This window comes from Gemmobacter denitrificans (genome assembly GCF_036964905.1).
In the GTDB taxonomy this organism is placed as follows: Bacteria; Pseudomonadota; Alphaproteobacteria; order Rhodobacterales; family Rhodobacteraceae; genus Gemmobacter; species Gemmobacter denitrificans.
Genome location: NZ_JBALHR010000009.1, coordinates 134,115 through 150,961, shown reverse-complemented (window position 1 = coordinate 150,961; position 16,847 = coordinate 134,115). Strand labels below are relative to the sequence as shown.

The following is a 16,847-nucleotide window of genomic DNA, read 5'->3' as shown; positions in this document are numbered from 1 at the left end:
GACCCTACTGCACCGCAGCTTTTTTGCCCGGCATCCTTCGGTGCTGATCTTCATCGCCTTGCTGGCCCTGTTCACCCTTGCCGTAACCATCGCATCCGAGGCCTACGGGTTTGGCGCGCTGTCCACCTCCTATGTGAAAACGCTGGGCAAGACGCTTTGCCTGTGCCTTGTCGCCCTCGCCATGGATCTGATCTGGGGTTATGCGGGCATCCTGTCCCTGGGCCACATGGCGTTTTTTGCCTTGGGCGGCTATATGATCGGGATGTGGCTGATGTATGCCCGGACCGAGGAAATCGTGGTTCAGGCACTGGCGCAGGGTGGCCTGCCCGCCACACCGGACGAGATCTCCCAAGGGATCGCAGGCCAGATTTTCGGCGTCGTCGGGTCATCCGATCTGCCCGCGATCTGGAGCTTTGCCCATAGCCTGCCGCTGCAACTGATGCTGGCCTTGGCGGTGCCGGGGCTTCTGGCGGCGGTCTTCGGCTGGCTGGCCTTTCGCAGCCGCGTGACCGGGGTTTACCTGTCGATCCTGACGCAGGCCATGACGCTGGCGCTGGCGCTTTACCTGTTTCAGAACGACAGCGGCCTGCGCGGCAACAATGGTCTTTCCGGCCTGCAGAACCTTCCGGGTCTGACCGATGTTTCCCAGGATGCCGTTTCGATGTGGTTCTTCTGGGCGTCGGCGCTGGCCCTGGGTCTGGGCTATCTGACGCTTGCCTGGCTGGTATCGGGCAAGTTTGGCAGCGTGATCCGGGCCATCCGCGATGACGAGGCGCGGGTGCGGTTTCTGGGCTATCCGGTCGAGGTGTACAAGCTGTTCCTGTTTACCCTGACCGCGCTGATCGCGGCACTGGCGGGGGTGCTGTATTACCCTCAGGCCGGGATCATCAACCCGGCTGAACTCGCCCCCATAGCATCGATCTATCTGGCGGTCTGGGTCGCCATTGGCGGGCGCGGGCGGCTTTATGGCGCAGTCATCGGCGCAGCTGCGGTGTCGCTGCTGTCCAGTGCCTTCACCTCGGGGCGCTTGCCCAATATCCCGCTGGGACCGGTTTCGCTGAACTGGGTGGATTGGTGGCTGGTGCTGCTGGGCACGGGGTTCGTTGCCGTCACCCTGTTTGCCCCCAAGGGCATCGGCGGCATCTTCGACCGGCTGCAGCATGTCACCGCACCTTACCGCAAGGGCGCACCGCTGGGGCCGAATGAAGGCAGCCTGCAGGAACAGGAAGCCCGGAAACAGGAGGTCCGGCCATGACCGCATTGCTGGAAGTTTCGGGTATCTCGGTCAGTTTTGACGGCTTCCGCGCCATCAACAACCTGTCCTTTTCCATCGGCCCGGCCGAATTGCGGGCCATCATCGGCCCCAATGGCGCAGGCAAGACCACCTTCATGGATATCGTCACCGGTAAGACCCGCCCGGATGAAGGCAGCGTCACCTTTGGCCCCCGTTCCATATCGCTTCTGGGCATGAACGAGGCGCGGATTGCCCGCGAAGGGATCGGGCGCAAGTTCCAGCGTCCGACCGTGTTCGAAGATCAAAGCGTGCAGGACAATCTGATCCTTGCGTTGAAGGCCGCGCGCAGCCCGTGGCGGGTTCTGTTCTGGGCCCCGAAGCCCGCCGATCTGATCCGGGTCAAGGAACTGGCGCAAGAAGTTGGCCTTGCCGATCATCTGCCCCGCAAGGCGGGTGAACTCAGCCACGGACAAAAGCAATGGCTGGAAATCGCGATGCTGCTGGCGCAGGAACCGCGCCTTCTGCTGGTGGATGAACCCGCCGCAGGCATGACCCCGGCAGAGCGGGAACAGACCACCGCCCTTCTGGTATCCTTGGCAAAAACCCGTGCGGTGGTGGTGGTGGAACATGACATGGATTTTGTGCGCAGGCTGAACTGTCGGGTGACCGTGCTGCATGAAGGGGCGGTTCTGGCCGAAGGATCACTGGATCATGTGACCGCAAATCCGCAGGTCATCAGCGTTTATCTGGGGCGGGGCTAATGCTGCAAACATCGGGACTGACCTTGCATTACGGCGGTAGCCAGATTTTGCATGGCATTGATTTTTCCGCAAAACCTGGAGAAATCACCTGCATCATGGGGCCAAACGGGGTGGGCAAGACCTCATTCCTCAAGGCGCTGGCAGGCACGCATCCACGATCTGGCGGGACCATCACGCTGAACGGGTCCAGCCTGGCCGTCTGTCGCCCGCAGGAAATGGCGCGGCGCGGCCTGTCGGTCGTGCCGCAAGGGCGGATGATCTTTCCGCTGCTCAGCGTGCGGGAAAACCTGGAAACCGCCTTTGCCGTCCTGCCACGGTCGGAACACCAGATCCCGGATGAGGTGTTCACCCTGTTTCCCATCCTGAAGGATTTTCTTCACCGGCGCGGCGGCGATCTGTCGGGCGGGCAGCAACAGCAATTGGCCATCGCGCGCGCGCTCATCATGCGCCCCAAGGTGCTGCTGCTGGATGAACCGACCGAAGGCATCCAGCCCAGCGTGATCCAGCAGATCGGCCATGTGCTGACCTATCTGAAGGACAAGGGCGACATGGCGATTGTTCTGGTCGAACAGTATTTCGAATTTGCCTACGGGCTGGCCGATCAGGTTTATGTCATGCGGCGTGGCGCCATGTCGCTGGGGGGCGCAGCCAGCAGTTTCGACAAGTCCGAATTGCGCCAGGCGGTATCGGTCTAGACCCCGGATCGCCCCCGGCAAGCCGAAGAACGCACCCGGCTAACGCCGGGTACGCTTTGTCTGCCAAGGCAAGGGCAGATCCCCCGCCATGATGCAGCCATAGGGATCGATGCAATCAACCACATCGGCCAGACCGTAATCGCGAATCTGGTCGATCACCGCCCCGGCGCGTTTATAGCTGGAGGGCAGCTCCGACGCATCGACCGCCCCGGCGTGAAAGCGGATATCCAGCCCCGCCGTTTCGGCAGCCAACATCTGCGCAGGGGTCATTGCCCCCATGCGGCGGCGATGTTCCGTGCGCGAGAAATTGCGCCCAGCCCCGTGCGGCGAAAAGCCAAGCGCATGGGCGGCATCGCGCCCGCGCACCACCAGAACCGGCTCCGCCATATTCAGCGGAATCAGGGTCAAACCGGTGGCATCTTCGGCATAATCACCCCAGGCGGGGGTTGCCCCCTTGCCATGCAGGAACAGATCACCCCGTTTGAAAACGAAGTTATGTTCGTTCCAGAAGCGGTCGCCCGGTTCGGCGCGCAGACGCTCCACCACCGCCTGATGCAGCGCATTGTGGTTGGCCTTGGTCCAGCTGCGGATGATCTGCAACGCCTGCCAATAGTCGCGTCCTTCGTCGGTATCGGCCGGAATCCAGGCATTTTGCTTCAATGTGGCAGGTGATAGTGCGCGGCGGAACCGCTCGGCCACCTCCATCCCCTGCTTGTACAGCAAACCGCCCGGCCCGCGCGATCCGTGATGGGTGATCATGGCCACCCGCCCGGTGGCGCGCGACCGCCCGATGAACAGGAAATGGTTGCCATCGCCCTGCGTGCCCATATGGGCCTGCGCAGAGTGCAGCATCCGGGTGCCGTTCAGGAACGGGTTGGCGCGGAACTGGTCCAGCAGATCCAGCGACACGGTAAATCGGTTGCCCTGATCGCGCCCGCCCGGCCCGAAATGGGTGATCGCCTGCGCGGCATCCAGCGCCGCCTTGGGATCGACCATGCCCAGATCGGTGATCATCACCGAACAGCAGATATCGGCCGAATGCATGCCAGGATGGATCGCATTGCGCGCCGCCACCACGCCGCCCACAGGAATGGTGCCCAAATGCCCTGCCGGACAGGCATCGGGCATCAAGGCCCCCGCCTCGACCGTGGGCGTCTTCAGCACCTCGGCCATGGTGGCCAGCACATCGGCCACATTCTTCTGCTCATCCGCATCTTCGGCGCGGATGCTGACATGCAGCGGCACATCGCCCGCCCGGCGCAGCGCCAGCGGTTCGGCGGTAGGCGGTGGCAGATCGGCCTCCAGCATCTGCCGGATGCGGATCAGGCCAAGACCCTGCGCCCGCGCGGCATTGGCACGGGTCAGAAGATCCGGAAATGCCGGGCCGGGACGATGGCCCCAGCCGATCAGGTCAGCCCCGGTTACGGGGGAAGGTGCATCATCATTCATCATCTCATTCACTCATGTTTCTGGCCCCGGCGACAAGGGGGTGGCGACACGTCGTGCTCTGTCCATCTGAGCTACGCACCCACAGGGTGGAGGGTGCGGCGGGATTCGAACCCGCGACCACGCGCGTTGAAGGCGGTAGTGCCGCACGGCATTCGCCGAGGTGTTCAAGGTCGGGGCGACAAGGGGGAAGAGACTATGGGAACCCCGGCCACACCGTTGGCCGCCTGCAAGGTGGGGGCTTGAACCCCACAGGTTATCCCGAGTTGAGCTGTAATCCCTTCTGCATTCGCCCCGATATCTGATCGGGTCCGGCGACAAGTTTCTGGCAGGACATGCGCTTGGCGACCCGCCAAAGCGGGGCAGGATTCGAACCTGCGTATGCCGGTTGCCCGGTGCCTTACCTGTAGTCCTTGCCGGCATTCGCCGGGTCATTCTCCTTTCATGGTTCCGGCGACAAGGGTGGTGAAACCGTCCTTTGGGACACTGCTCTACCCCTGAGCTACTGCCCGATATGGCAGGCAGGATTCGAATCTGCGACAAGCTGTAGTTTCACCGGCATTCGCCGGACGTTTCGGTCTCCCCCAGCACGGGCGCCGGGGGAGGGTTACAAATCGACGGCCCGGATCTGGCCGACCCAATGGTCCGGCCCCATCCGCCCGGCGACAAAATCGGCGATCTGCTCGAACACCTGATCCGAGAAACCGCCGATGTTCAGCACATCGCGCCGCTCTGCCGCCTGCGTGGTGCCATAGGGCTGGAGGTCGATGCAGACCAGTTTCGCCGCCCGGTTTCGGGTCTTGAGCCTGGTCCATTCCGACATCATCGCCGTCGCCTGCCCGCCCCGGTTCGCATCCATCCAGGACTGGTTGTCCGAGACGAAGATCACCAGATCGGGCGCCAAGCCTGCCGCATTCAGCGCCGCCAGAGGTGCCGCGCAGTTCGTGCCGCCCCCGCCCAGTGCCGCCAGTTTCGCGGCATTGGTCAGGATCGTGTCGCGCGCCTCCAGCCGGGCCTCGCGCACCCCCACCTCGAACGGCAGGACGCGCGCCTTGGGGTTCTTGCGCAACACCGCTGCCGCGACCAGCCCCGCCACGTCAATGCAGCGCACTGCCGTGGTGGCACCAGGCCGGTAGCCCGTCACCGGCGAAGACATCGACCCCGACACATCGGGGCAGACCGCAAGAGACCCGCTCAACACCGGCACATTGGCGACAGAAAGCTCCATCGCGTCATGCAGCGCCGCGCGCAGCTTTGCATCCACCTCGGGCGACAGCGCCTTCAGCGTTGCCAAAAGCTGATAGGGCAGCGCCTTGGCCCCCCGAATCCGCGCCGGATCGCGCAGCACGCCTGCCACATGATCCACCACGCCAGGCAGCCCAAAGGCGCCCTTGCGGTGCAGCATGTTCAGCCCCTGCCGCAGCATCTGCCACGAGCCCTTGCGCGCCACCTCCGCCCATTGCGCGGGCGTCAGCGGCAGATCGGCCAGCATTTGAAACGGCACATCCGGCACTATGTCCGATGCCCCGGCCCGAAAGGCCAGCAGATCCTGCACCAGCGCGGGCAGCGCCGCCGTATCGGCAGGTTTCCCGATCAGCCAGGCATAGAAGGCCGCCCGTTCCGCCGTTTCCGGCTTCGGATGCACCATCCGGATCACATCGGCCAGCGACGGATCATTGCCGACCGATGCCGCCAGAAGCTGCGCATCCGTGGCGCTGTTCAGCCAATGCTGCACCATCGCCTTGGGCCGCGTGCCCAGCGATTTCCGCCCCGTCTGCCCGGACCGCAGGATCTGCACAAAGCCCCGCAGCACCTTGCCCGAGGTGACCACCCGCCCGAACACCTGCGCAAACAGCGCCGGATCGCGGGCCGACAGCACCGCCAGCAACAGCGCAGGCGTGTCTTTCATATGCCCCTTTTCGCGGACATGCACAGCCGCCTGCGCCAGAAACAGCGGCTCCACCGCCATCGCCGCCTCAACCATCGCCGAAACCTCGGCCTGCGCATCCTGATAGAAGCCGCCGCCAAAAGTGCCGGTCATGGCCAGCTGCGTCAGCTTGTGTTCGGCGCCATAAGCATAGGCCTTCGCCCCGGCGGCGTTGGTCTCGGTTGCCCGCGGCAGGAGCCGCCCCGCCAGCGATGCAAACACGGATTTGTTTGCCATGATCGTCGTCCCTTCTGTTTTCGCCCCTTGTTTGTGACCCGGCCAGCGCGAAAAATGAAGGAAATCGAAATTGTCGCATAAGTATATGAAATTAAATCATTTTCTTGTAGAATCACGATGCAGCTTCCTAAAATTCATATCCTGCTGTATAGCGAATTATCCCAATGGATCATTCAACCATGCGCAACGTCGTCATCGGCTTTCTTGGCACCCAGCTGGATATGGGCAAGCGTCGCCCCTGGCGGCCTTCCGTTCAGCTGTGCCAGCACCCCGGATTTCCCGTTGACCGGCTGGAACTGATCCATGACGGGCGGCACTATCATCTTGCTTGCCAGATTGCGGCTGCCATCGGTCAGGTTTCGCCCGAAACCGAGGTCCGGCTGGTGCGCCTCGACATGGCCGATCCTTGGGATTTTCAGGAAGTCTATGGCAAGTTGTATGACTTCGCCGCCAATTACGGATTTGACGAGGATCGCGAACGCTATCACGTTCATCTGACCACGGGCACGCATGTGGCACAGATTTGCTGGTTCCTGCTGACGGAAAGCCGCCATATCCCCGCCCGCCTGTTGCAATCCGGCCCGCCGCGTGACGGTGACCCGCCACAGGGCAAGCTGGATGTGATCGATCTCGATCTGTCGCGCTACAACGCCCTGCAGCGCCGGTTCGAGGCGGCAGCGCGCGAACATTCGGCCCTGCTTCTGGGTGGGGTGGAAACCACCAATCCAGTGATGCTGGCACTGGCCCAGCGGCTGGACCTGGTCGCCACATCCTCCGATGCGCCGATCCTGCTGCTGGGGGAACACGGCACCGGAAAATCCGCCCTTGCGACCCGGATTCACGAACTCAAACTGGTGCGCCGCAGGATCAAGGGCCGTCTGGTGCAGGTGAATTGCGCAACGCTGCGCGGCGGACAGGCCCTACCGGCCCTGTTTGGCCAGCGCCGTGCCGCAACCGGCCAGCCCGGTAGCGAACGCGCCGGTTTCTTGCGCGAAGCCGATGGTGGCGTACTGCTGCTGGAGCAGATTGAAACGCTGGGCGCCGATGAACAGGCCGCGCTGCTGCAGGTGATCGAAACCGGGCGCTACTGTCCGGTCGGGTCTGATGCCGAAGTGACAACCCGGTTCCATCTGATCGCCACCGCGGCCAATGATCCCGGCCCGCTTGTCCGGTCGGGGCAGGTGCGGGCCGATCTGTTGGCCCGCTTGTCGCAATGGGTGTTCCGTCTGCCGCCCTTGCGGGAACGCCGCAGCGATATCCGGGCGCTGGTGCTGGATCTGGTTGACAAAAGTGAACGGCAGCTGGGCCGCAAGACCGGTTTCAATGCCGATGCCCTGGCCCGCTATCTGCGCTTTGCCGAAGACCCGGCGACCAGCTGGCCCGGCAATCTGCGCGATCTTCAGGCTTCGGCCCATCGGATGACAGTGTTGGCCGAACGCGGGCGGATCACGGTGCCGATGGTTGAAGCCGAGATCGCCCATCTGTGCGCCCAATGGCAGGCAGCCGATGCCGATGGCGATATGGCCTTGCTGCAGGCGGTGCTGCCCGGCGTCGCCCTTGATGAATTCGACCGTGCCCAACTGGCCGCAGTGATCCGCACCTGCCGGGATTGCCCCACCCTGTCAGCCGCCGGTCGGCAGTTGTTCGCCGTTTCGCGCGCAGGCAAAGCCAGCCAGAATGACGCCGACAGGCTGCGCAAGTATCTGGCGCGGTTCGGGCTGGACTGGGCTGCCGTCACCGGGCATCCCGACGACTGACCCCGATGGGCTGTGTTCAATCCTCTTGTGGCAGGATCAGCTCGCCCAGCCTTATGGCAGCCTGAACTGCCTGTGACGTGGTCTTGACCCCGATCCGGTGACGGACATTGCGCAAATGATTTTCGACGGTTCGTTCGGAAATGCCGAGTGTCTGGGCGATCTCGGCGTGTTTGCGCCCTGCGGCGACCCATCCCAGCACCTCGCGTTCACGCACCGACAGCGTGCGCGGCAGGGCCTGCGCGTCGCCATCCAGCAAATGGCGGCACCGGCGAAAGGCGACTGCTGCAACCAGTTCGAGCAAAAGCTGCGTACGCGCGGCGGAGTCTATGCGGGTGCCGCCAAAGCTCGCGGCACCCTCCAGCCCGATTGGCCCGTAAACCGGCACCTGAAACCCCTTGATGCCGGACCCGGTCGGTTTGGGCACAACACGATAGCCGTGATCAGCCGTCTTGATCCAGAAGAAGGGGCCCCGCGCCGTCAGGATATGCTGGGCGATCGGGCATCTGCGCTGATAGGTTTCGGCATCGACAGAACTGCCGTCGCCGAACCAATCGCCTTCCGCCCAGTAGATACGATCCACAATCGGATCGCTTTGCGCAGTTGTCGCAAAGAACAGCACCCGATCATAGCCAAGCGGTGCCACAAGACGGCAGACGATGGCCTGAACATTGTCCAGGCTGTCTGCGTTGCCCAGTTGCAGCAGGCTTTCAAGCACCCTATCCCCGGGCGCGCGCATCATTTTGCGCGCAGGTTGGCCAGAACCTCGGCCGCCGCCAGCTTGCCAAGGGCGTTTCCGGCCAGCGGGCTATCCCCCGTCAGGATCTTGCCATCCTTGTGCACCGCGCCGGAAATGCCGTCATTCATCAGCTCAAAACCCAGCGCCTGCAGTTCTTCGCCAAATTTCCAGGTCAGGTGGCCCGGCATGTAACCGATTTCCGGCGTTTTCGCATCCATTGCATCAGGGAAAGCCACGATCTTGCGCCCGCGATAGATCGGGCTGCCCTTGCCCACTGCCAGAAAGGCCGCCGGACCATGGCACAATGAAATCAGGAACTTGTCCTTTTCTGCAACCCATTCCAGCACCGCCTTCACATCCGGGCTTTTGGGCAGGCCGATCAGCGCGCCATGGCCACCCGGGATGAACACGCCAAGATAATCCGAGTCATCCCCAAGCGCCGTTGCGATCACATCCGAAAGCTTTTTCGGCGCCTTGATCTGCTCGGCATAGCGGTCAAACAGGCCGACAACCTCTTGGTCCTGCTGCGGCATCGCCCAGAATTCGAACTTGACCGGGTTGCCCGACAGCGTGGCAAAATCAAACCCGAAACCCGCCTTGTCCAGATGATACATCGGCAACAGGGTTTCGACCGGATGGTTGCCGGTGGAAAACATCGTGCCATTGTCCATGGGCAAATAGCGTTCATCCGCCCCGATCACGAGGAATTTCCACCGCCCGCCGGTATAGGCATCGGGATATTCTGCGCCCGACAGATCGCTGACGGGGGCGGTGAACTGGCTCAGCGAATAGGCCGAGGGGAAAAAGGCATTGTGCTCTGCGGGATCGGGGGTCGGACGCAGGTCTTCGGCTTTGGGGCTGGTCATCGCGATACCTTCTGGTGAACTATTTCTGTCTTGCGGAATTAGGCTCGCATCCTATCGGGTTTAATGAGGGAAAACCCTCAATTCCGAATTGCCCTTGCGTCACATCTTCTGCATCTCGACACCCGGTCGCCATATGCGGCAAGCCTTTCGCGTTCTGCGTTCCGCGAAACACATGACACTGATGCAGGGATTGGCTGGGGCGCTAGGATTCGAACCTAGGTATGGCGGTACCAAAAACCGCTGCCTTACCACTTGGCGACGCCCCAACCGTGGGCGGGTGTTTAGCCAAGGGCAGGCGCGGGTGCAAGGGGGTGAACAAAAATCCTGCGCATCCTGTCAGGGAACGGGCCCAGGCTGCCGCAGATGCCGTCATGAAAGCTTCACTGGACTTCACGCTATAGTTCCTGAAATTAGGAAATATGGAGAAGAATCACGCCGCCCTTGCCTTTGCCACGCTTGGTCATCCTGACCGGCTGGCTGTGTTTCGTCTGCTGATGCGCTTTGCGCCGCACGGGGTTCGCCCCACGGAAATCGCTGCGGCGCTGGTGTTGAAACAGAACACGCTGTCGCACCATCTCGCGGATCTGGCCGAGGCCGGGCTGGTGGGCGTCACGCGGCAGGGGCGGTCGCTTTACTACGCCGTTGACCTTGCGAATGCCGAACATCTGCTGGGCTATCTCGCGCTGGATGTCGGGCGTGGCCGGCCCGATCTGCTGGCCGCGATGGACCAGAACCAAAGGGACAGAACCATGAAAGACACTGATTTCGACGTCTTGTTCATCTGCTCGGGCAATTCCGCCAGGTCGATCTTTGCCGAGGCGCTGCTGCGCGATCTTGGTCAAGGCAAGTTTCAGGCCTTTTCGGCAGGCACCCGCCCGGGAAGCGCGCTGAACCCGATCGCGCTGGAGATCCTGCAGCGCAATGGGCACGACACTGCAAACATGCGGTCCAAGCATATCTCGGAATTCCAGGCCCCGGGGTCGATCAAGATGGATTTCGTCTTCACTGTCTGCGACACCGCAGCCGGCGAAGAATGCCCGCCTTGGCCGGGCCAGCCGATCACCGGCCATTGGGGTCTGCCCGACCCGGTGAAGGCCACCGGGACCGATGCCGAAAAGGCGCTGGTCTTTGCCCAGACCTATGCCGCGCTACGCCGGCGCATCTCGGCCTTTGTTGCCCTGCCCTTCGACAGCCTGAACCGACTGTCACTGCAAGCGCATGTCGATGCTATCGGCACTGATGCCCAGACCGCCGAAAAAGGATAAGACCATGCCCCGCATTGCAGTGAATGGCCTGGGCCGCATCGGCAAACTGGTGCTGCGTGACCTGATCGATACCGGCGCCGGGGGCGAGATCGTTCTGATCAACGATCCGGCAGGCGACGCGGAACAGCACGCGCTGCTGATGGAGTTCGACAGCGTGCATGGTCGCTGGCGCACGCCGGTCGCCGCCGCCGATGGTGCGCTGGTGCTGGACGGTCAGACCATCCGCCTGACGCATGAAAAAACCATCGAGACCCTGCCACTCGCGGAACTGGGCGTCGATCTGGTGATTGATTGCACTGGCGTCTTCAAGACCGGTGCCAAGGTCGCGCCCTATTACACTGCAGGGGTGAAGAAGGTCGTGGTCAGCGCGCCGGTCAAGGATGGCGGGGCGCTGAACCTTGTCTATGGGGTGAACCATCATCTTTATGATGGCAGCCAGACCCTGATCACTGCGGCCTCCTGCACCACCAATTGCCTGGCGCCGGTGGTGAAGGTGATCCACGAAAACCTTGGCATCCGGCATGGATCGATCACCACGATCCACGATGTGACCAATACCCAGACCATCGTGGACCGCCCAGCCAAGGACATGCGCCGTGCCCGCTCGGCGCTGATGAACCTGATCCCCACGTCGACAGGCAGCGCAACCGCCATCACCCTGATCTATCCCGAACTGAAGGGTCGGCTGAACGGTCATGCCGTGCGGGTGCCCTTGCTCAATGCCTCGCTCACCGATTGTGTGTTCGAGGTGGAGCGGCCCACCACCGTCGAAGAGGTGAATGCCTTCTTCGCTGCAGCGGCAGAGGGCCCGTTGAAGGGCATCCTCGGCTTTGAAACGCGCCCGCTGGTATCGTGCGATTTCACCAATGATCCGCGATCTTCCATCGTCGATGGACCATCAACCATGGTGATCAATAGCACCCAGGTGAAGATCTACGCCTGGTATGACAATGAATGGGGCTATGCCTGCCGTCTGGCCGACATTGCCCGGATGGTGGCGCGGGACCTCTGATCCCGCGTCCGGCTTCAATCGGTCCGGGGCGCCATGTGCCCCGGTCTGTCACCCATCAGGAAATCCACCCCATGACCCGCCCCGATCCGATCCGCGCCTATGCAGCCGTTACGGCCGCCTATTGGGCCTTCATGCTGTCCGACGGCGCGCTGCGGATGCTGGTGCTGCTGCATTTCAACGGTCTGGGCTTTACCCCGGTGCAACTGGCCTGGCTGTTCCTGCTGTATGAAATCGCAGGTATCGTCACCAATCTGGCGGCAGGATGGCTGGCCGCCAGGTTCGGGCTGGCAGCCACGCTCTATGGTGGATTGGCCCTGCAGATCGGCGCCCTGGTGGCACTGGCACAATTGGATCCGGCCTGGGGCGTTGCCGCATCGGTGGCTTTCGTGATAGCGGTGCAGGGCCTGTCGGGCATCGCCAAGGATCTGGCCAAGATGTCTTCCAAATCGGCGGTCAAACTGCTGGCCCCTTCTGCTGATGGCGGATTGTTCCGCTGGGTTGCGGCGCTGACCGGATCGAAGAACGCGGTCAAGGGGCTGGGCTTTTTCCTTGGTGCTGCGCTGCTGGCGCTGGCCGGGTTTCACGCCGCAGTGTGGGGCATGGCGCTGGTTCTGGCGGTGATCCTTGCGGCGGTGGTGCTGTTTCTGCCCGCAGGCCTGCCCGGGCGCATGAAATCGGAAGAGGCCTGGGGCGGCTGGCGATCCACCGATCCCAAGGTCAACCGCCTGTCGCTGGCGCGGCTGTTTCTGTTCGGCGCGCGGGATGTGTGGTTCGTGGTCGGAGTGCCGGTCTATTTTCAGTCCATCCTGTCGGATGGCACGGCAGAAGGCCGGCGCGAGGCGTTTTTCCTGATCGGCGGGTTTCTGGCGCTCTGGATCATCGCCTATGGCGCAGTGCAGGCCTTTGCCCCGCGACTGCTGGGCGCAAAGGGCCAGCCCGAGGCCGAGACCACGCGCAAGGCGATTTTCTGGTCGGGCCTGCTGGTGCCGATCCCCTTCCTGCTGGCCGCAGCGGCGCTGCTGGCGGGCGGTCCTGCATCCTGGCTCACGGCCACCCTGATCGCGGGCCTTCTGGTGTTCGGCTTTGTCTTTGCCGTAAATTCATCGGTCCATTCCTACCTGATCCTGGCCTATGGATCGGCGGAACGCATCACGCGCGATGTGGGGTTCTATTACATGGCCAATGCCGCCGGGCGGCTGCTGGGCACGCTGCTGTCGGGCATCAGCTATCAGATCGGTGGCCTGCCTGCCTGTCTGGCCACGGCGGGGGTGATGGCACTGGCCAGTTGGCTGGCGGCGCGGCGGCTGACCAGCGCATGAAAAAACCGGCCTGCCCAGGGGGCAAGCCGGTCATCCGTTTACGCGACGCGCATCACTGCGGCTGTTTGGCGAAGCGCAGATAGGGCAGCTTGATGTCCAGCGCGCCAAACTTCTCGGTCGCCTGCTGGTCATTCAAGCTCAGCGCGACGATGACATCCTGACCGGGCACCCAGTTGGCCGGGGTGGCGATCGGCACGCCATCGGTGGCCTGCACCGCATCCAGCGCGCGCAGGATTTCCGCAAAGTTGCGGCCCACCGACATCGGATAGGTCATGGTCAGGCGGACCTTCTTGTCCGGCCCCACGATATAGACTGTGCGCACCGTGGCGGTATTCGCCGGGGTGCGGCCTTCACTGGGCAGGTAATATTCGGCAGGCAGCATGTCATAGGCCTTGGCGACCGTCAGGCTGGTATCGTCGATGATCGGGAAATCGGCCGGGCTGCCGGCAAAGGCCTCGATATCGCGCTTCCACTTGCCATGTTCCTCGACCGAGTCGACCGAAACGCCGATCACCTTGGTCTTGCGCTTGGCAAATTCGCCCGCGAGCTGTGCCACGGCACCGAATTCGGTTGTGCAAACCGGGGTGAAATCGCGTGGATGGCTGAAGATGATCGCATAGCTGTCGCCCAGCCAGTCATGGAACCGGATGGTTCCAGCGGTGGATTCAGCGGTGAAATCGGGGGCGATGTCATTGATGCGGACGGACATGGACGGGCTCCTGCAAGGGTAAGTCGAAGATCACATAGTTGAATTCTGACCGGATTTCAGCCCCCAAGACGCATCGGCAGACAATTGAGGACTCCGTGCCAACCTACCGGCCCATAAGCACGGTTTTGCGTCGCCGGAGTGCCTTGGGCCGCAAGCTGTTCGTCTTGGTGACGAGACGCCACAACTTTCATCCCTTCTTTGGCAAAACCAGGTCGGGGAATGCGCGCAGGAAGCGGCGCAACTGCTGCCGGTAAGACAGCGTTGCGCGCGCTGCCCTGTTCCAGAGATCGCGCCGAGGCGCAAACCACGGTTTGCTTGGCCCGTGAAATTGGATGACAGTGTCTGGCAAAGGTGCAAGTTCGTCAGCCTCTGCCCCAAGCGCCTGGCTCAGGTCGCGTTGCTTACCAGCACGCGCCCATGAGGCATTCCATGCCGGATTCAGAAAATGAGTGCGATTGGCAAAGATTACATTCAGATGATCCTGGTCCCACATCGTGAAGGTCGACGCGGCATTCACGTCCTCAAGCTGGTCGAGCAGGCCTGGAGTGGCGCGGATGCGGTCGGAATCGAGCAGCAGGACACCCGCATTGAAATAGCATGCGGGGTCAGTAAAGGCGGCGATGGCTTCGATCCGCTCGGCTGCCGCGGGGCGCAGCTTTCGCCCTCGTTTGCGCTTGACCATCTGTTTTGCGGTCGGCTCATCGCGCACCGCCCCAATCAGCGCGTCACCCAGATCAAGGTCAAACAAAGGCGCCACATCGCCCCGGATGATCGTATCGCCATCCAAATACAGAATGCGTCCAGCCACATGGCGGGGCAGGAATAGCCGCCCCATTGTTGCAGCGGTGATGTAGGTGCTTTCCCAGTGGAAGTTACCCAGTTCGGCCGTATCAAGAGACCTTGTGACCAGCCGACAATCTGGCCGTATTGCACACACCCGCGCGACAGCCTCCCACTCGGTCTCTGACAGGCCCTCCCCCCAGAAATGCACTTCGCCGGGCCGGGATAGCCTTTCCAGCAAACTCCACATCGCCACAAGCGTAGGCCTCAAATAGCCGCGATCCGTAACGAAGGCGATCTTGACGGGGTGGGAGATCATGGAAGCCAACTCCTGCACTCAGGCATTTCTTGTCGCTTATGGGCGGAGCTTGGAAAACGCCACCCGATGACGACGCGCAATCCGGGTGTTTCGCCAAAGCCACAGTTTCCGAGCGATGGCATAGCGTGGCCCCCGCCATACGGATTTGCTGCGCGAGGCCGAGGCATCGATCTCACTCGCCGCGCCAGAGGTGCCAAAGAGCGCCGGATTGACTGCAAGTCCGGTGTCTGCGGCAGAAGCCCAGCACCGCAGCCATTGGTCCACCGGCATATCGATGCGCTGCACATCTCTGATAAAGCCCGCACTACCATCACGCGACCAGAGGATCGCCGTCGTGGTTACGGGAAACAGATGGGCACGCACCAGGACATGGCCCGAAGCGATAGGGCCAATGGGCGACGACATCTCCGGTGCTGCGCGTCCCAGGTTGCCGACATGCCAGGCCTTTTGCGCCAGCACCCCGGGCAGTGCGTCCAGAAGCTCCGAAAGGATTGCGGCGAGGTCAGGATCATTGATCGAAAGGTCATCCTCCAGCACCAAGCCATAGTCTGCGCCCGACTGCAGAAACTGCCGCGCTGCCTCCAGATGGCTCAGGAAGCATCCGATCTCGCCACCGGTCAGCTTACGGCCAAAGCTGCGCAGTGCCGCGGCAGGATCATACAGCGGCAGATCCTCGGGGCGCTTGCCACGACCGTCAAACGCGGGAAGACGGCGAAAGGGGATACCTGCGGATTGCAGCGCGGCCGTCGCGCGGGCCAGGCGGACATCGCTGCCGTCGAGGTTGATCAACTGAACGTCCAGCCGGGTCATCCACCTGTCCTTTCGAGAAACTCGATCACGGCGCGATCCTCGACCTCGCCCGCTTCGATCGCATCAACCTTGCGCAGCACGCGGCGCAGATGGTCGGCATCCGGGGTTGTCAGGTTCGGGCCCCGTGCGATCTTTGCGCGCAGTTCCGCATCCGACCGGGTGTAATAGTGGTTCAGCTGGATATGATCGGCGCTGTAGAATTGGGCCTGGGTGCGGGTGGCATGGGTGAATGCCGCGCCGCGATCATTGCAGGTGATGCCGCCCCCGGTTTCGATCTCGTGCACCTTGATCGCCGTCACGGCGCAGGGATCGACGATCATCTTGAAATTGCGCAGCCCCTTGGCATCGCTCATCGGATCGGGATTGCGACGGGTATAGTTCCGCAGCACCCCGCCTTCCGGCGGTTCAAGATGCCCCGAACGGCCAAACATATGCCAGGGCAGGCTGATATTGCGGCAGTGTTCCAGATGGGCCAGCGCCTCGGGCAGGCTGGCGGCACGTTTCGGCACCAGAAATTCATCCACATCAATCAGCGCCATCCAGCGGTAGCGCCCGCCGAAATTGCGGATCGCATGGGCATAGGCCAGAACCTGATTGTGGATCTCCAGCCCGCGCCGCGCATCGCGCAGCTTCTGATCCCAGGGGATCACGCTGCAGGCATCGCCGATTGCGGCCCGGATCGCCTCAACCGTGCCATCGGTGGATCCATTGTCATAGACATGGATATGCCGCACCCCCGCTTCGACATGGAACCGCGCCCATTCGCCGATGTGACGGGATTCGTTCTTGACGATCAAGCCGATGGCCAGACCCTGCCGCCCCGGTTGCGGGGCGGGTGGGGTCAGCGCAATGCGGGTGATGCTGCGCGCGCGGGTGAGGAATCCGAACATGCCCCCTGATACCAGCCCAGTGCCGCCGACGCAAAACCCGCTTTGCGACAGAATTCGTCGCGCCTTGCCCTTTCACCTGCTGGC

General features: G+C 62.6%; 15 protein-coding genes and 1 tRNA gene. 7 read left to right on the top strand and 9 right to left on the bottom strand.

The window, feature by feature from the left end:
- Window positions 1-7 precede the first annotated feature (7 nt).
- The 3 genes from urtC to urtE are packed head-to-tail and all read left to right on the top strand — an operon-like array spanning window position 8 to window position 2,690.
- Window positions 8-1,255: an urea ABC transporter permease subunit UrtC gene (gene urtC / locus V6590_RS14715; RefSeq protein WP_335424450.1), complete on the top strand. Its 1,248-nt coding sequence runs from the start codon at window positions 8-10 to the stop codon at window positions 1,253-1,255.
- Complete coding sequence (gene urtD, locus V6590_RS14710; RefSeq protein ID WP_335424406.1) at window positions 1,252-1,995, top strand: urea ABC transporter ATP-binding protein UrtD; 744 nt, start codon at window positions 1,252-1,254, stop codon at window positions 1,993-1,995. Before urtC ends, urtD begins: the two co-directional genes overlap by 4 nt.
- Window positions 1,995-2,690 (top strand): urea ABC transporter ATP-binding subunit UrtE, encoded by a 696-nt coding sequence (urtE, locus tag V6590_RS14705; RefSeq protein WP_335424405.1) that lies wholly within the window; start codon window positions 1,995-1,997, stop codon window positions 2,688-2,690. The genes urtD and urtE overlap by 1 nt, the downstream gene beginning before the upstream one ends.
- Window positions 2,691-2,729: 39 nt before the next feature.
- Here the strand turns inward: urtE and V6590_RS14700 are convergent, their stop codons facing one another.
- Together V6590_RS14700 and V6590_RS14695 are read right to left on the bottom strand one after the other, a co-directional pair.
- A complete protein-coding gene (locus V6590_RS14700) occupies window positions 2,730-4,142 on the bottom strand; it encodes an RtcB family protein (protein ID WP_335424403.1) in 1,413 nt (470 codons plus the stop codon).
- A gap of 601 nt (window positions 4,143-4,743) precedes the next feature.
- Complete coding sequence (locus V6590_RS14695; protein ID WP_335424401.1) at window positions 4,744-6,300, bottom strand: vWA domain-containing protein; 1,557 nt, start codon at window positions 6,298-6,300, stop codon at window positions 4,744-4,746.
- A 179-nt stretch (window positions 6,301-6,479) separates the two neighbouring features.
- Here V6590_RS14695 and V6590_RS14690 point away from each other — a divergent pair, with 179 nt between their 5' ends.
- Window positions 6,480-8,057 (top strand): RNA repair transcriptional activator RtcR family protein, encoded by a 1,578-nt coding sequence (locus V6590_RS14690; RefSeq protein ID WP_335424399.1) that lies wholly within the window; start codon window positions 6,480-6,482, stop codon window positions 8,055-8,057.
- Window positions 8,058-8,073: 16 nt separating this feature from the next.
- Here the strand turns inward: V6590_RS14690 and V6590_RS14685 are convergent, their stop codons facing one another.
- The 3 genes from V6590_RS14685 to V6590_RS14675 all read right to left on the bottom strand — a co-directional run bounded on the left by V6590_RS14685 (window position 8,074) and on the right by V6590_RS14675 (window position 9,925).
- Entirely contained in the window at window positions 8,074-8,772 is a 699-nt protein-coding gene (locus V6590_RS14685) for a PA1136 family autoinducer-binding transcriptional regulator (RefSeq protein WP_335424397.1), read from the bottom strand.
- 20 nt (window positions 8,773-8,792) lie between these two features.
- The gene (gene hchA, locus V6590_RS14680) at window positions 8,793-9,659 is read right to left on the bottom strand and encodes a glyoxalase III HchA (RefSeq protein ID WP_335424395.1); all 867 of its coding nucleotides are present in this window, start codon (window positions 9,657-9,659) and stop codon (window positions 8,793-8,795) included.
- Between the two features lie 191 nt (window positions 9,660-9,850).
- Window positions 9,851-9,925: transfer RNA gene (locus V6590_RS14675), tRNA-Gln, on the bottom strand.
- 153 nt (window positions 9,926-10,078) lie between these two features.
- On the opposite strand from V6590_RS14675, the gene V6590_RS14670 reads away from it, so the two are divergent.
- From V6590_RS14670 to arsJ, 3 genes are all read left to right on the top strand, one after another.
- Entirely contained in the window at window positions 10,079-10,924 is an 846-nt protein-coding gene (locus V6590_RS14670; protein ID WP_335424391.1) for a metalloregulator ArsR/SmtB family transcription factor, read from the top strand.
- Between the two features lie 4 nt (window positions 10,925-10,928).
- Complete coding sequence (locus tag V6590_RS14665; protein ID WP_335424389.1) at window positions 10,929-11,936, top strand: ArsJ-associated glyceraldehyde-3-phosphate dehydrogenase; 1,008 nt, start codon at window positions 10,929-10,931, stop codon at window positions 11,934-11,936.
- Between the two features lie 71 nt (window positions 11,937-12,007).
- The gene (arsJ, locus tag V6590_RS14660; protein ID WP_335424387.1) at window positions 12,008-13,255 is read left to right on the top strand and encodes an organoarsenical effux MFS transporter ArsJ; all 1,248 of its coding nucleotides are present in this window, start codon (window positions 12,008-12,010) and stop codon (window positions 13,253-13,255) included.
- 52 nt (window positions 13,256-13,307) lie between these two features.
- Here the strand turns inward: arsJ and V6590_RS14655 are convergent, their stop codons facing one another.
- The 4 genes from V6590_RS14655 to V6590_RS14640 form a co-directional block, all read right to left on the bottom strand.
- The gene (locus tag V6590_RS14655) at window positions 13,308-13,964 is read right to left on the bottom strand and encodes a peroxiredoxin (RefSeq protein ID WP_335424385.1); all 657 of its coding nucleotides are present in this window, start codon (window positions 13,962-13,964) and stop codon (window positions 13,308-13,310) included.
- Between the two features lie 187 nt (window positions 13,965-14,151).
- Window positions 14,152-15,063: a glycosyltransferase family 8 protein gene (locus V6590_RS14650; protein WP_335424383.1), complete on the bottom strand. Its 912-nt coding sequence runs from the start codon at window positions 15,061-15,063 to the stop codon at window positions 14,152-14,154.
- Between the two features lie 36 nt (window positions 15,064-15,099).
- On the bottom strand, window positions 15,100-15,873 hold the full coding sequence (locus V6590_RS14645) for a glycosyltransferase family 25 protein (RefSeq protein ID WP_335424380.1): 774 nt from the start codon (window positions 15,871-15,873) through the stop codon (window positions 15,100-15,102).
- Window positions 15,870-16,763, bottom strand: a complete 894-nt coding sequence (locus V6590_RS14640; RefSeq protein ID WP_335424378.1) for a glycosyltransferase family 92 protein — start codon at window positions 16,761-16,763, stop codon at window positions 15,870-15,872. Before V6590_RS14640 ends, V6590_RS14645 begins: the two co-directional genes overlap by 4 nt.
- Window positions 16,764-16,847 lie beyond the last annotated feature (84 nt).

Bases quoted from the DNA above. Each gene is read 5' to 3' on its own strand.
- urtD (WP_335424406.1), top strand. From the start codon at position 1,252: ATGACCGCATTGCTGGAAGTTTCGGGTATCTCGGTCAGTTTTGACGGC.
- urtE (WP_335424405.1), top strand. From the start codon at position 1,995: ATGCTGCAAACATCGGGACTGACCTTGCATTACGGCGGTAGCCAGATT.
- V6590_RS14700 (WP_335424403.1), bottom strand. From the start codon at position 4,142: ATGATGAATGATGATGCACCTTCCCCCGTAACCGGGGCTGACCTGATC.
- V6590_RS14695 (WP_335424401.1), bottom strand. From the start codon at position 6,300: ATGGCAAACAAATCCGTGTTTGCATCGCTGGCGGGGCGGCTCCTGCCG.
- V6590_RS14690 (WP_335424399.1), top strand. From the start codon at position 6,480: ATGCGCAACGTCGTCATCGGCTTTCTTGGCACCCAGCTGGATATGGGC.
- hchA (WP_335424395.1), bottom strand. From the start codon at position 9,659: ATGACCAGCCCCAAAGCCGAAGACCTGCGTCCGACCCCCGATCCCGCA.
- V6590_RS14670 (WP_335424391.1), top strand. From the start codon at position 10,079: ATGGAGAAGAATCACGCCGCCCTTGCCTTTGCCACGCTTGGTCATCCT.
- V6590_RS14665 (WP_335424389.1), top strand. From the start codon at position 10,929: ATGCCCCGCATTGCAGTGAATGGCCTGGGCCGCATCGGCAAACTGGTG.
- arsJ (WP_335424387.1), top strand. From the start codon at position 12,008: ATGACCCGCCCCGATCCGATCCGCGCCTATGCAGCCGTTACGGCCGCC.
- V6590_RS14655 (WP_335424385.1), bottom strand. From the start codon at position 13,964: ATGTCCGTCCGCATCAATGACATCGCCCCCGATTTCACCGCTGAATCC.
- V6590_RS14650 (WP_335424383.1), bottom strand. From the start codon at position 15,063: ATGATCTCCCACCCCGTCAAGATCGCCTTCGTTACGGATCGCGGCTAT.
- V6590_RS14645 (WP_335424380.1), bottom strand. From the start codon at position 15,873: ATGACCCGGCTGGACGTTCAGTTGATCAACCTCGACGGCAGCGATGTC.
- V6590_RS14640 (WP_335424378.1), bottom strand. From the start codon at position 16,763: ATGTTCGGATTCCTCACCCGCGCGCGCAGCATCACCCGCATTGCGCTG.